We start from the raw sequence: 15545 nt of genomic DNA, 5'->3' as shown, positions 1-15545 counted from the left end.
AAAAACTTAAATGAGTCAGCTAATATCTGAGTTTGATCTAATTTCTAATATGTCTTGGTGGAAAGAAAAATCAGATTATGAATCTGCAGTATTGCTATTAAAAAAAACATCACAATATACTCACATCAGTAAATTGTTTGAGAATTTAGTTAATAGTGAAGAACTCATTTCTCTATGTGAGAAACTTGTAAGTTTGGATAAGTTAGTTCTCTATAATAATGCTAATAATAAAACAAGATTGAGACTTCATGCTTTTAAGGAAGGAAGATATGAATTACTACATAACCATAAATGGCCTTTTATTAGCATTGTGTTAAAAGGCAGTCTAGAACATAAAATATCAAGAGAGCTAAACACAGATTTTGCTTCATTTATATGCTCACATAAAGCTGGAGATGTATATTTTTTATCACCATATTTATATCATACGTTAGAGGCTGCTAAAGACACTATTACTTTAGTACTCAGAGGACCTGATTTACTCGAAAGATCAGAATGGCTGGATATTAATAGAAATGAGTTTTGGGAACATGTTGGTGGTAAAAATGACAGTAACATGAAAAACTTAAATAAGATTCAAGTCACTAAAATAATTGATGATTTAATCAAGGACTTAGGTGTTAATGATGTATAAATTGATAATTATTACTGGTCAGAGTGGGGCTGGAAAAACTGAACTAGCATTGAAATTTAAATCTTCTTTAGATGAATGGAGAATTGTAAGCCAAGATAACTTCTGTAATGATAGAAATAATTTATTAAATTCGAATGATTTTTTTTCATTAAATCATGAATTACCTAATATAATTAATCATGATAAAGCGTATCAAGCAATTATGATGCTTTTGAATGGATGTAGAGCTGATGTACCTAAATATATTCATAGGCTGCTAAGATCTGAGGGATTGACTAGTGTACCGGGCGGAAGCGTTTTATACGAAGGTTTACACGCTTTCTACGACAAAAGAATCAGGGACTTAAGTAGTTTAAATGTATTTTTAGACACTCCTTTTGAACTCGCATTAGAGCGTCGACTAAAAAGAGATCTCAATAATTCAATTGATAATGAATCAAAGATGATGAATTATATTAAAAATACAGTATATTCTAATTATTTAGAGTATGTGGAACCTCTCAAAATTCATGCTGATATCATCTTAGATGGTAGAATGACAGTTAATGAAACATGTGACTACCTAGTTAATTATTTCAATGATCATCAAGAGTTTTTAAAATGTTAGTAGCTATATCCGGCATAGATGGCTCAGGAAAAACCACTTTAGCTAATGCGATTGCCAATGAATTGAATTCTCGAGGTATAAATGCGTTATACTCCCGGCCTAAATATAAGGTTTGTAAGCAATTTGAACATAGTATTGGTTCTGTCTACGGCGACCCTACGTTATTTAGAAAGGAAGAAATTAATCAAAGCTATTTTCATGGTTTATTAATAGATTGGTTTGCGCATTATTCTGATTTTATTTGCAATATTAAAAATACTGTCGTAATAATGGATAGGTTCGTATTGGATTTACTGGCTCAAGGGATACATATAGGAGCTAATATTAATTCGGCCAATTGGCTATTAAAACTACTTCCAAAACCTCAGCTATCGTTCTTCCTAAATTATAGTTTTCAAGAATGTAGTCGGAGAATTATTTTGAGAGATGGAGGTAATAATAGGTTTTTCGAAACACCTAATGAACTCAAAAAACTAAGTACCATATATAATGAGCTCCTTTCAAAATTTGATGATTACAGGATTCTAAGTAACACACATACTCAAGATGATCTTTTTGTTATCGTTGAAGAAATTTCGGAAAATATAAAATTAACAGGTTTTAATAACGCTCATTTTCTGCCGAATACTGTTTGTGAATTATGTTCTAAATGCCATAGTTATCAGTATCCATGAAGGGAAAATTTTAGATGATCCTAAATAAAATAGATATAGTTGAAGTTTTTGAATCTCTTCACGAAAAAGGTGAGTGCTCGCAGCTTTCTATAATTAATGGAGATGAAGTTTTAGAAATTAACACACCTAATTTTGAAAGTGATTCATTAGTTAATGTTTACTCTTTAAGTAAAATGATGGTGAACCTCTGTTTGTATAAGTTACTGGCAGACTATCAGATATCTATTTTCACCCCATTAAATCAGTTGTGGCCATCTTTTGCAAAAAAAGGAAAAGATAATATATGCTTAAACCACATTTTATCACATAATTCAGGTATACCACATTTCAGTAATAAAATTGTTACTAAAGATCTTTATAAATGGGAAAGTATCATCGAGGTAATTGAAAATACTACGCCTCTACATTTACCAAGTGAGAATGTAGCATATCATGCCCGGAATTATGGATACATAATTGGTGAAATAATAAAGATTGTTTCTGGCGTCGATTTTAGCACTTACTTCCGAAATGAAATAGCAGTTAAGCTTGGTCTGGAATTTCACTTCGGTGTTTCTGAGGAAAAAGTGTTATCACGCGTAATCCCATTGTATCGTTCAAATAATGAGATTTCTTCTTCAGGATTGAGTCAACTTGATTCAATTAGCGAAAGTGTGGGGGAGTTGATTGATAAACGAAATATGGTTTATTCAGAGCAGGTTTTTATGAACCCTTATAATGACATTCTAAGTCCTAACGACGGCCAATGGCTTAAATCATGTATTCCATCTTCTGGTGGGGTTTCTAATGCTTTTAATATTAATAAAATTATGTTTTGGGCAATAAAGTATTTTAATGAGGTGTTCTCAAAAGTTAAGGTTCGCCAGCCACTAACTATGGATTTAGCTTTAGGATTTAATAATAGATGGTCTTTAGGGTTTGTGCAAAATAGCGGAGAATTTGGTATTTCTGCGAATAGGATTGGAATGAGAGCAATTGGTGGAGGCATTTATTTTTACGACTATGATTCCGACTTTCACTTTTGCTATACACCAGCTCGAATGATACCACAGGTTGGTCGTTTTCCCGCTCATGATCCTAGAGTTAAACCCTTATTAGACTTGTTATGAGGTTGTATGAAAACTGATTTTTCGAAACTTGAATGTTTTCTAAAAGATTTTAACAATAATCTTTCTCTTAATAAAGATATTAATTCTTCAACAGAACGAGAGGCGATGGGACTTCCGACTAAACTAGTTGATTTATATAGTGACTTGTTCAGTAAAATAGCAATCAATTTCAGAGGCTTTAATGAGAAGAGATTAATTGAAATTATAAAATCGAGTTCAAGTCATTATTGTGAAAGAATTGTTGCTTGTGATATAATGTCATTGCTACATTTAAATCGTATAGAAAAAATCCCTACTTTCAATAAGATTACGGGTGGTAAAACCACGATAGGAACTCCATCTTCTGAAGTTGATAAAATTTATAATAAATATAAGAGTATAGGTGTTAAGCGCAATTGGATAGAAAAAGAAATTCCATTACATAATACTTATGTTGAAGATTTCCATGCCGCAATTTTTCCAGTGACAAATAATCAGTATCGTTTTTTTTTACTTGATTCTAATTTTGATGAACTCCCTACATCATGGCGCTATGGCAGCTATCCATATCATCTGAGTGATCATCCTGTATATACCGTTTCCTTAAAAGCCGTTGATGCTTACTGTCGTTGGCTGAGTCAAAAAATAGGTCATGATGTCAGAATTCCTTCAGAGGTAGAATGGGAATATTTAGCAACTGGAGGCGCTTACAAACAATATACTTGGGGTAACGATTTTTCTCATTTTTATTCTAATACTAATGAGATTTTATTGCAAAATACCACCCCCGTTGGAGTTTTTCTTGAGAGTAAATCCAATTTTGGTATTTACGATTTAATAGGTAATGTAGAGGAATATGTTTCTAATGAGTATTTCCCTTATCCTGGTGGGGATTTCATTGAAGACGATCTTTACAAAAAACTTGGCAATTATAGAGTTGCTAAAGGTGGCGCTTTTAATCGTTTTTCTGACCTTGCAAGAATTCAGCGTAGACACGGAGCTTATCCGAGTTCTCTCTATGCGATTGGATTTAGAGTTTGTTTTTCATCCTGAAATCTTGCGCTTAAATATATGATTGGTGTTTTTAATAAAAAAAAGATGCTACTAAATAAAATTTTTTGGTTAGTTTCAATTTATAACTTATGCATTTCTTGTTAAGGATATTTTAGACATTCATTCTAGGACTATCCTTTTTAAACTGTAAGGCATAAAAAGCAAGGCTACTCAGCTTCGCTGAGTTAGCCCTTGCTTTTTATGTTGACTTTAATGAACAGTTGACAACCTTTACAAAATGGGTTTTATTAAAATTAAAAAAAGGTGTGAAATGATTAATGTGATAAAATTTTTCTTTAGGAATAAAACGATGTTAATACCATTGATGATTATTATTTATGGTATAGCTAAGTTGATAGCGTATGCTTTTCCTTTCTAAGGTTAACTATAAATATTGTATGTAGCTATGATGAAAACAACAGGTTATATGAATGAATTTTCGATTCGCTGTTCCATTCGTTAACAAAATAAATGACGTTAAGAATAAGAAGAATAATTAAAGCGCCGGTTAATAAAATTCTTATGGCATCGATATCGCCTAATTTCCTTGATATATAAAAATCATTAAACCAAGCGCGATAACAATAGAAAGATAATATTATAAGCAATGCTAATATTAACCAATGATCGAGGATGTAAATCTTAAAAACATAAAACAAAAAATTATCTTCTTTGTTAACTGCCACTATTTATCTCCTTAAAGTACGAGATGCAAGGTAAGTTTGAAACCTTCTAAGTTCTTGAGAGATTCATAAGATAGTCTACTACATTGTTAAGTTGTGTTAAAGTTTTTAGAGTAATCCAAATAACTGACTGATATTGCTGGTTATTTTTTCGATACTAATAAAGATAGTTAAAACATGAAGTTACATACGTGATGAACGATGCTTGACACTTAGTAAGTTACGTAGTGTTAGTTATAGATTGTAAAAAAAATGGATTATTAGTTTAAAACTTGGCAAAAATAGTGTAATTTTATCTATTTAATACCATTATAACTTCATTCTGCTAGTAGGTAGAAGACTTTGATAGGGAATCAATCACTATGCCTCGTAACCTAATCAATAACAATAGCAATAATCCTGGCTTAGGATATCCAAGTTATTTCCCTAGACATGTTCCGCCGTCAAAAGCAGTCGATGCAAACGGCACCTTCTTTAGAATTGTCAAGACTGATCCTCCTTCTTCTGAGTGCTTTAAAAATATGTATGAATCAGATTATGAAAGATTGAAGAAGTTTAAAGGGTTAGAGTTAAAGTGTTGTTATGGTGTTTCAGTATATCGGGATGAAGAACCAATAGTTAACGCTTTCGCTAAATTCCCAGAAGGTTCGGATTTTCAATATTTAGCTAAAGGTGAAGTTAAGCATACCGATGGCAAAATGTTGAAGACAGGAGAATCAAACCATAATCACTATACAGTATGGTTAGTAGAAGGTTGCGAGATATATAATCGTTTTAATTGCATCAGGAGCCTGATAGATGAGTAATATATTTCTTGAAGGTACTATTTTAGGGGATCTGCTCATGAAGAATATTTATGAGTACTTTGAAGGCCCCAAGTTTTTTTCTGTCACTAATGAAGTCGGAAGCGTTTTTCTCATTTACTGGATTGGTGATGAAGAAATATTTGATAAATGGTTAATAATTCCAGTTTCCCAAGAAAGGTTAGAAGATCTAGAACGTAAAAAAATTGATATAAATTCCGTTCTTTCGTTTCAGGAACAGAAAAAATACTATCAAGTAAATATATTTTATAATGAGAAATTAACACCTCAGTTTTCTGTTGAAGACTCATTAAAGATTCAAGAGAAAATAAAACTACCTAAACCTTCTCTTTTTATCAGTAGTGTAACACCTGTATTAAACACTGGGAAGCTAGGACGGTCTATAGAGTTTTCAACACACGAGATACATATTGAGAAAAGCTCAAAAGGAAGCAGACCATTAGTATTAAGCGGTGTGTCTAGAGTATTTGAATGTTTTAACGAATTATACAATTCTATATTAAATTACTCCAATACTAGCGATTTAATGACACCTGTTTCTGGAAGACCTGGATCCTTTGCATTATCTTTTCAAGCTGAAAAAATGGAACAGTTCGAACCACTATTCATTTCGTTAAATGAAGTTATAAATATTAAAGGAGACTTAGTTAATTTTTTAAGTGGAAAAGGAATTGATATTCAAGTTGTTAACGAACTATTTTTAAGCGTAGTTGATACAAGTACAGACTTTGAGTTAAAAAGCAAGTTCGATGAAAGATTGATCCTGAAAATTAGAAAAAGTGATGCTGATTTTTATGTAAGCTCATTATCTAGAGTAGCTACCCAATTAGTTAGTAGTATTCAGGTTCCTCAAGCTAACATAATTGAGAAAGTTTTTGAAGTAGTCGACCTGAAGTGGAACAATATAATTGTTTGTCCAGAGACAATTTCTCTTGAAGAACGTCATGTACTTTATTATATCCACGCAGCCAAGACATTAGGTTTTCTCAGTAATTCTGGTGCTATCACTGCGCTTGGTCAGCAAATTGCTATGGCAAAAAAAGATGAAAATAAACGGCTTAGAATTGCGGCAAGAGCTTTTGAGTCAAGTCATTGCGGCTGGGCTTGGGTTATGTGGAATAATGTCGATAATATCAAAGAAATCGATCCTGCTAGTGCAGAAAACTTCCTTATGGATAAATGTCATTCACTTAGTAAAAAGACAATAAAACGTCGTGCTTCAACATTACGTAAGTGGTGGGAGAAATTAGAAAACTATTACAGTCCTATTTAATTATGATGTATGTGTAGAGGGTCAGCTGTTTAAGATGCAGCTGACATCTATAATGAGTAACTAAGATATATTATTTCTGTGAGATATGGCTTGACATTTTTTGTAGTTTGGCAATAAAAATATCCCAATTATAAGAACAAATTGCGCCTAGTGAAATATAACCAATTTTTACCGTTGTTTCATCATGATTCCCTCCTGAGCCTCCATTTAATATAAGTAAACCACTATGTAAAAAACAAAATATTAATATTCCAATGATGATTGATAACATTGGTGTCATTAAATATCCCCATAAGTGATCAATATCTAGATTTTTCTTTACTCCAACATATCTGTGTAAAGATGTTATATTTAAGGTAAGTCCACCAAAAACAGAGCCAAATATTGTAAACAACATTAAACTAAAAAGAGGGTGAGAGTCTGCATAAGTTTCAAAATTATTTGGCAGGAATTTATAATCATCAATCCATGATTGAAAGAAAATCCATGTGAAATATAAGAAAAAAATTGATGTGTATAAAAAAATAAAAGCTGCTAATAAAAAACTGTTGGCATTACTATTTGTGATGTTTTTCATAAAGTCTCGATTTATTGGTTTTTTTAAAATTAAAGTTTGACTTATATAAAATCTTCAATTATTTTCTGATTGTAATCGTCTAAATAATTCTGCAGTTCGTTTCTATCAATTAAGCGAACCCCTGCTGATACTGCAAGTTCTTTTGCAGATTTCGTAAAGTATGAATTTGTAACCACCATTGCTTCGTCACATGAGTAAAAAGTTTTTGCAGAAATAGCTTGTTGTACTGCTGAGTTACCAACTGAGCCAGAATAGTTTTTTGCCTGTATAACAATGTTTTTATCGAAACGAGTGACGAATAAATCTGCACCCTGATCTTGGGTTCTCTTTGTTTCTTTAACATCATATCCGAGAGTCTGGAATATTTTGACTAAAAAGTCTTCAAATTCAAATCCATTCATCGAATCTACTGAGTACATATTAACATATTTATCGGGATTGAAGTGCTCAAGACGTGTAGCCAATCTTTCGACTAAAATATCAAAGTATATAGTTTCACAGATTGATATATATTGTCTAACATTATCAATCGTTATTAATGGTGTGCCTGGATTGTTTTGGGCATTCTCATTGAAATCTAATGCAGGGAAGGTTATTTTATTGTTCCAGGCAAAATATAGAAATAAAGATAGATCCGCTCTAAAGGTTGTTCCTGCTTCTTCAATCCATGATTTTAAAGATTCTGTGAATGTAGGTTTGATATGCCTTTTGATCTCATTCGCAAATCCACTATATAAAGCGTTGAATGATGTGGTAAGTAAAAGCTTGTCCAAAAGCATTGGCAGCTCTTCCAATTCATTAAAGCCCTTTCGAACAAGTACCTCACGAAACAATACAAAATCAGAATAAGTGCTTTTGTCTTCCGTTAAATCACTTTCTGACCGCTTATCATGTGAAAATTTTGTCGTGTAGATGAAATTGGTGAAGTAAGGATTCTTAAATGTTGCATATTTGTCTAGGACATTTTGCAGGAGACTATTGAGTTGAGATTGCTCTTTCTTTTTCCCGAACAGGTCTTTTATAACTCCTTTAGACTGATATTGAAATTCTGGATAAAAAGAAGGGTTAAGAGGTATCATTTCTTCCGAGGTTATGGGTGTGTATGTTTTTGTACCCCATGAATTTGTTGCCGTTGGAACTCCGCCAGAACACCATGGGCATATAATTTCGAAAGATGTCTTGCTGCATGAATAACATTGATAAATCATAAAGTGTTGTCCATTTTTTTAAAAAAGTAAGTCAAAGAGAGCTATTTATGAAGTGAGACACGAGAGTAATATTCTTGTGTCTCAAGTTTCTGCGCATTTAGCGGCCTTAGAGTGCAAACCATTAAATTAGTATCATATGATATAGTACATTGGTTCTTTAAAAACGATTTTATTATCACTTTCCATTTTTTGAATTATGGAAGTGATGATGCCTTTTAAAGTACCACTTGTAACTTTGAAGCCCATGGCCCTTGATACAGAATTGACCAACTCGTCTTGGGTAGCACCGAAGCTTTTATTGATAATCTCAATAATTCCTGCCTCCATTTCCTTATAGGATATGTTTTCCGACTTTCTTAAACCTGCTGATTTAACATTCGTTCTGTCTCTCAATGTGATGGAAAGACTATCGTTGTATAAAAAGTCATCTTCCAGGGAAAATGAAGAGTTTGAGGTTGTGATTTTTATTGCATCTTTAACAATGGCTTCAATACGAGCCCCTGCACGTTGTAGACCCCATGCTGACCTGACACGTGTAATCACTTCATTCACATGTATTGGGGCTTCCACAAGAACAATTTGCTCAACTACCTTGGCGAGCACGCCAACTGGGGTCTCATGAATTTGGAATCTTGTGTCAACGTCAGGAACCGCCTCAACATACGGCATGACTTCATTGAAACTGCCTTCAATTGCCTCTAGACCAATCTCTGTGACAGTCTCTCTTTCTACTGTCACTATCTCGACAGGTACAGCTCTTGACCGAGATAGAGAAGTTTCAGAACGATTCTCGAGCTCTTTCTTAGCCGCCTGAATAGCAGAGAGAGTTTTCTGTAGTTGCTCTTCGGGGCGCTGGAACCAATCTGTGCTCCAGATCCTGTGAATGATCCAACCGTGGTCCTCAAGCACTGCCTGACGTAGGCGATCTCTTTCTCTTGAGGAACGGGAAGAGTGGTAAGTCATACCATCGCATTCAATACCGATAAGGTAGCGGCCCGGCATATCAGGGTCAGCAATGGCTAAATCAATAAAGAAACCTGCAATGCCAACTTGAGGGTGGACCTGGAAGCCTTCTTTTTGCAGAGCATTTGCAACCTGTTCTTCGAAAACACTATCCATTGAACGGCCACTTTGTTCTGCAACTGACAAGCGTCCTGTTCTTGCATATTGCAGGAAAAGTTTAAAAGCGAAAACACCTCTACCCTTAGCCCTTTCAAGATCGATATCTTCGTCAGTGATTGAGGCATAAACTTCGCAACGCCTTTTGGCTCGACTGATGAGAACGTTCAGGCGTCTTTCACCACCCTCTGCTCCAAGAGGACCAAATCTCATTGCCATGTAGTTTTGTGGATTTCGGGCATATCCAACAGAAATGATAATGACGTCGCGTTCGTCACCCTGAATGTTTTCAAGGTTTTTAACAAAAAACGGTTCGCTTGGGTGCGCATAGAAAAAATCCTCGAACTCAGGATTCAGCCTGCGAAGCACTTCAACCTCATCCTGAATACGCTTTCTCTGGGTAACAGAAAAGGTAGCAACACCTAAAGATAAATGAGGGTGGCTTCTTGCATGTTCGAGAATTGCAGTTGCTACGCGTTTTGCTTCGTTTGCATTGCTTCCAGATTCGAATACGCCATCTTCAACTTTATGGAAACGTAGGCCCATACCTGCTTCTTGTGTATAGGGGCTGGGAACTATAAAAAGCTTGTTTTCATAAAACTGGCTATTCGACACAGCAATCAATGACTGGTGACGACTTCTGTAATGCCAGCGAAGCATTTTTTGAGGCAACCCTCTGGCAACAAAAAGTCCAAGTATGCTCTCAATGTCTGCCACTTGTGCTGACTCGTCGTCATCCTGCTCATCTGCTGAACCTGTCATTTTGGCGAAGAAAGAAGTTGGAGGTAACTGACGTTCGTCTCCGACAACGACCATCTGCTTACTTCGTGCAATTGCTCCTAATGCATCTACAGGTTGGATCTGACTGGCTTCATCCATTACCAGTAAATCAAACGACTGCTTACCTGGTACTAAAAACTGGGCAACTGACAGAGGGCTCATCATCATAACTGGCTTTAAGGCCTGAATAGCTGCACCAGCTTTTGTCATGAGCTGTCGAATCGCCATATGGCCACGTTTGCGTGCCATCTCACCCCGCAGTACACCCACAGGGCCTACGCCAACTTTAGAGGGAATTGCTCTATGGTGAGCTCTTACAACTTCAAAACTCGAAGCTTTAATTCTTCGCAGATCCATTTCAGCGAAGCTTGCTACTCTTCTTGAATGCAAATCACCATCAAAACGAGCCAGTTCTGGCTCATCTTCGACCATTAAAGACAGAATTGAGTCGAAATAAGTTCTGTCAAAAGTACCTAGTAAACGTTCGGAGGAAAGAACTCCACTACTCAAATCGGAGATTAATGGATAAATACCAAATTTTTTCGCCAGCTCTACACGGTTTTGCCAAGCAACCCATTTTGAAAGTTGTTCAGAATTATCTATCCAAAGAGTAATCTTGTCATAGACTAGATTAAATGGTATTTCATGAACATTTTCATTTTTGAAAATTGATTCATAGGAAGATTTAAGAGAAGTAATCACTGATGTGAGTTTGGCAAACTGCGCTTGAATAGACTCACTCAAACTTCTCGATTTATGAACTAAACCCTGTCTGTCATCTATTTTAGACGCTAAGATTCTTAAGTCGTCATTTGATTCAATCCAGGAATGAGATTGAAGTAACAGATCCCAGTCACTGTTTTCTTTCAACCATAATGGATACATGGTTGACTGAGCCAAATTATCGAAAGTATGAATGATATTCATTTTTTGCTGGGCGCTTGATAACAAACTCAACAATTCAATACGATCAGAAACAGAGGATTCATTTTTGACGAAAACATCTTTATACGCGGAGTCCATAGTGCTTAGCACATCAGACTTTACAAGGAGTGATTCCAGTGGAATGCTTTTAACGGAATAATAGTTATCAAAATACTCTTCTGGCGTAGCTCCCAATGAATCCCAAAGAATACGGCTTTCATCTAAAACTTCATGGGTGAGTTTTTTAAGCTGACTCACTTGATATGCTAAGGCGTCTTTGTTGGAGAGGCGACTTGCAATTATTCGGGCTTCAGAGTTAATACCACGTAAGGTACGCATCCATTCGACAAGTGATTTCAGCAATTCACTATCGCTATTCTCACCTCGCCAGTCTGAACCAAATGCAGACTGTCCGAACTCATTCAAATCAATGATGGATTTTCTCAACTTCTGTGCTTTTATCAACAGATCGAGGTACTCAACCTGCTGAGGGATCGTCAAACCTTTATCATTTATCAATGAAAGGGTAAGCTTTTTCGACTTTCGCCATTCGCTATTAAGGAATTTAAAAGCGCCAGTGTTGTTTTCAAGGCTATTCCGTGTGTTTTCTACATCTGTTTCCCATGCCTTTTCAACGAAGATAAGATTGATTTTTTGTTTATAAATACTAAGTTGTTTAATGTCTGCAACCAGACTTGCCGCTTTTTCAATACCACCTTCCCAGACAGTGGCGATGAATGCTTCTGGACTTACATTTGGAGCTTGAGTAATACTTTCTCCTAACTCAATAAGACTCTCAATCTCATTTAAATTAGAGAATCCTATTTTTGAACCCAACTCCTGTTGTAATCTTGAAGACTCTTTTAAGATCTTAGGTGTAAGTTTCTTCAGTTTATACGCAGCAGTAAAAGCATTTATATTAATATCTTTGGGTAGCTTTCGATAGCCTTCTGAAAGGCTGGCGACCTCAGTATTGAATTTATCTGCATGTAATTCTTTTTCAAGCTTGGTGTAAAGCTCTTTGAATGAGAATCCGGTTTCAATTAACGCTTTTGTCTCATCATTAGAAGTGGTCCATAACGGCGAGCTTAACGATTCAGGTGATAAATTAGGCGCTGAGTTGATTAATTCAGCTATTCGAATGAATTCCTGTAACTCTTTTAATGAGCCTATATGATAGACTTCATTTGTTAGTCTGGAAAGATTGATAGACTCTTCAATAGAATCTGAAAGTTCAGACTTTAGGTTCGTCAATGAAGCAGTGAGTCTTTCAACTTCACTGGGAAGTATTTCAGTTCTATCGATACCATTCCATGGGTGCGAATCAGGAATGCCAATATCACTTATCCTTTCAATTAATTCATCAATAAGTGCATGTCTTTTGGATAAATCGTCGTTACTCCAAGATTCATACCCGCTAAGCTTATAATCGTTAGGATCAAAACCTGATTGTCTGAGACGTACCAGTTGCGCCATAACCTTATATGGTGTTAACCCAGATGGCATGTACGTTTTATGAATTCTTGCGGGGTGATTGTTGAGGATATCTCTGCTTTCTGTGAGATTATTGACTAATGTATCTGGAAATTCTCCCCGAGGTGAACCAAGTTCCCAGACTCGCTTCAGTTCTTCAAGGAATGCTCTTTTGTTGGTTTTGTTGCTATGTAACTCCAAACAAGCATCTCCGACACCCGCCTGATCAAGTCTGCGCTTGACTACTTCAAGGGCCGCCATTTTTTCAGCTACAAACAATACTTTTTTACCGTCTGCGACAGCTGAAGCTATGATGTTTGCGATTGTCTGAGATTTACCAGTTCCTGGAGGACCCTGAATAACCAAGCTTTTACCATTACGTACTTCGTGAATGGCAAGAGTCTGTGAGCTATCACTGTCCAAAATATGAAGCATTTCTCTGGGGGGAATGACTGAGTCAATTACAATGTCGTCAGAGATTAACTCACCACCAGAGAAGCCTGTTTCTAAAAGACTCTTTATTGATTCCTGATCTGTGATTTTTGAATCTGAAGGCCAGTTATCAGGATCTAAATCAGTGTACATCATAAATTTAGCGTAAGAAAAAAGTCCTAAATTCACTTCATTGTCTAATACTTCCCAGCCTTCTTTCAATGAAATGGTTTTCTTGATTTCAGAAAAATAATCCGTTAAAGAAAACTCTTCATCAATATTTAGTGAGGGTAGAGTTATTTGGTGAACGCGGCTGAGGAATGTCTCAAGCGACAGGTTGCTAATGATGTCCTCATCCCTGACTTTAATTTTAAAGCGTTCTCCTGCTTTAGCTCGCATTAATTCTACTGGCAATAATAAAAGAGGAGCATAGCGTATGTTTGTTTTCTTATTAGGATCCACCCATTTAAGCGATCCTAGCGAAAGAAACAGGATGTTTACGCCTTGCTCTTCTTCAAGGGTTTTTGAATCATAATATAAATCTAATAACTTTTTTTGTAATGTCTTTGGCGTGAGCTTGGTCTGGAGTTTTGTATCATTGTGGTTGGTTTCGGAGTCATCTAAGAAAATAATATCTTCGGGCTCTGAGTCTGTCTCACTGTTCCCACTGTTCTCATCGCTTTCATCTGCTTTTTTATCTTCTCGACCATGAAGAAAAGTAAACGGCTTGCCTTCTTCAAAAAGCATCTTGAACAAAATGTCAGATCTTTCATTAACTACTTCCAAAAATTTTGTAGTCTTTGATTTTGGTATGTTAAGTAAACGATTTCTAGCTGTCAGATCGAGTAACTCTGCTCGCGACTTTTCAAGTTTCTGGCTGAGTGACAGATTGGAGTTTTTGTAAAGCGAGCCTTCAATTTCGTCCATTACGCATAACCTTGAATTGAAAATATATCAGTTAATCAGTGAGTTATGCTAATAGCTTTAAATCACTGCAATTTTTCTGTACATATTAGAATGTTTCAGCGTGAAAATTAAGAATTTTCTAATTAATCTTAATCTTATTTTATTTATCTATATAATTCAGTTAGTTGCATGACGGCACGGATTTTTCTTTCTAATTTTCAAGATTAACTATAAGTTAACATGATATTTTTGTATAAAAAATAGACTATTTTGGTTTGGTGCACCCTCAATTATTCTTTCCGTATGAAGTGGTCCGATAGTTTACGGTCGCGTGCAGTTGCGTTACTGAGATTTTGAAAAATTTGGCATGAGGAAACGAATTGAAGCTTTTTGATTATCTGATGATGACATTCCCAGATCTAACACCTGAATCTACGAAAGTCCATTTGGCACAAGTGAATGACTATAATGAGGATCCACTGATTAAATTTCGAGAAGAGACATTCGATGATTGGCAGTGCTGGCAGAAGAGACTTGAGTTCAATCGTAAATATGTTGTTTCACTAATCAGGATTGTAGGGTCTGAAACTTGGTTGTTTGCGGGCGCATTTCAACAAGTGGGCAATGCGGGAAAAAATGCCTATGCTAACCGGGAGGATATGTACTATCAGTACTATCTTAAAAAAATAGTTGAGACTGAAGAATATGCGGGACGTATGTATGTCACGTTTAAAAATCCTGCGAGAAGTTTTATCCGGGTTGGTGAAAGTATTCAAAACCAATTGTATGTAACTGCTATAACTCCAACGCGACTTAGTTTTGGAGAGTTTCCAGGTTACCGTAACATTATACTTGATTATAGCAGTATAGGGGCAATTCTTAGGCTTAATTTAAAATCTTGGCGAACCGCATTATCAATAGTTAAAGGAATTTATGTTTTAACTGATCAACTTGAAGGGAAGCTTTATGTTGGAAAGGCTGACGGCAGTGAAGGAATATGGGGACGATGGGAACATTATTTTGGTTCCGGGCATGGCGGTAATTTGGGGCTTAAGGAGGCTTTTGGTACAGGCGACGAAAGCCGTTTGCAACATATAACTTTTGCGATACTTGAAGTGATTGACAATAATGCCGAGGTGAATGAAATTAACCTCCGTGAAAAGCACTGGAAAACTATACTTCTCTCTAGAAAGTTTGGGTATAACAGAAATTAATCAATTGTTGAAGTTTAAAGATATCGTTAGGGTAAAATTAAGATGGCAGGTTCTGGTTTTAAAATTATTTAACAGT

The 15545-nt window shown here is 35.5% G+C and carries 11 protein-coding genes; 8 read left to right on the top strand and 3 right to left on the bottom strand.

Features of this window, described 5'->3' with window-relative positions:
- Positions 1-10: 10 nt before the first annotated feature.
- The 7 genes from AC0T7J_RS06000 to AC0T7J_RS05970 all read left to right on the top strand — a co-directional run bounded on the left by AC0T7J_RS06000 (position 11) and on the right by AC0T7J_RS05970 (position 6836).
- Entirely contained in the window at positions 11-634 is a 624-nt protein-coding gene (locus tag AC0T7J_RS06000) for a hypothetical protein (RefSeq protein WP_473792807.1), read from the top strand.
- On the top strand, positions 624-1241 hold the full coding sequence (locus tag AC0T7J_RS05995; protein ID WP_473792806.1) for a uridine kinase family protein: 618 nt from the start codon (positions 624-626) through the stop codon (positions 1239-1241). Before AC0T7J_RS06000 ends, AC0T7J_RS05995 begins: the two co-directional genes overlap by 11 nt.
- Entirely contained in the window at positions 1235-1915 is a 681-nt protein-coding gene (locus tag AC0T7J_RS05990) for a hypothetical protein (RefSeq protein ID WP_473792805.1), read from the top strand. The genes AC0T7J_RS05995 and AC0T7J_RS05990 overlap by 7 nt, the downstream gene beginning before the upstream one ends.
- 14 nt (positions 1916-1929) lie before the next feature.
- Positions 1930-3024, top strand: a complete 1095-nt coding sequence (locus tag AC0T7J_RS05985) for a serine hydrolase domain-containing protein (protein ID WP_473792803.1) — start codon at positions 1930-1932, stop codon at positions 3022-3024.
- Between the two features lie 6 nt (positions 3025-3030).
- Positions 3031-4056, top strand: coding sequence for a formylglycine-generating enzyme family protein (locus AC0T7J_RS05980; RefSeq protein ID WP_473792801.1), 1026 nt, complete (start codon positions 3031-3033; stop codon positions 4054-4056).
- Between the two features lie 1045 nt (positions 4057-5101).
- On the top strand, positions 5102-5545 hold the full coding sequence (locus AC0T7J_RS05975) for a hypothetical protein (protein ID WP_324700714.1): 444 nt from the start codon (positions 5102-5104) through the stop codon (positions 5543-5545).
- On the top strand, positions 5538-6836 hold the full coding sequence (locus AC0T7J_RS05970; protein WP_324700715.1) for a DUF6575 domain-containing protein: 1299 nt from the start codon (positions 5538-5540) through the stop codon (positions 6834-6836). Before AC0T7J_RS05975 ends, AC0T7J_RS05970 begins: the two co-directional genes overlap by 8 nt.
- 70 nt (positions 6837-6906) lie before the next feature.
- On the opposite strand, the gene AC0T7J_RS05965 is transcribed toward AC0T7J_RS05970, so the two are convergent.
- The 3 genes from AC0T7J_RS05965 to AC0T7J_RS05955 all read right to left on the bottom strand — a co-directional run bounded on the left by AC0T7J_RS05965 (position 6907) and on the right by AC0T7J_RS05955 (position 14276).
- Positions 6907-7413 (bottom strand): hypothetical protein, encoded by a 507-nt coding sequence (locus AC0T7J_RS05965; protein ID WP_324700716.1) that lies wholly within the window; start codon positions 7411-7413, stop codon positions 6907-6909.
- Between the two features lie 41 nt (positions 7414-7454).
- Positions 7455-8621 carry a restriction endonuclease gene (locus AC0T7J_RS05960; RefSeq protein ID WP_473792799.1) on the bottom strand — a complete coding sequence of 389 codons (1167 nt, stop codon included), beginning with the start codon at positions 8619-8621 and terminating at the stop codon, positions 7455-7457.
- Between the two features lie 132 nt (positions 8622-8753).
- Positions 8754-14276, bottom strand: coding sequence for a DUF3320 domain-containing protein (locus tag AC0T7J_RS05955; protein WP_473792797.1), 5523 nt, complete (start codon positions 14274-14276; stop codon positions 8754-8756).
- A 359-nt stretch (positions 14277-14635) separates the two neighbouring features.
- On the opposite strand from AC0T7J_RS05955, the gene AC0T7J_RS05950 reads away from it, so the two are divergent.
- Positions 14636-15469 carry a GIY-YIG nuclease family protein gene (locus AC0T7J_RS05950; RefSeq protein ID WP_473792795.1) on the top strand — a complete coding sequence of 278 codons (834 nt, stop codon included), beginning with the start codon at positions 14636-14638 and terminating at the stop codon, positions 15467-15469.
- Positions 15470-15545: the final 76 nt, after the last annotated feature.

This window comes from Pantoea sp. E956-1 (genome assembly GCF_982223955.1).
This window is presented reverse-complemented; position numbering and strand designations above follow the sequence as displayed.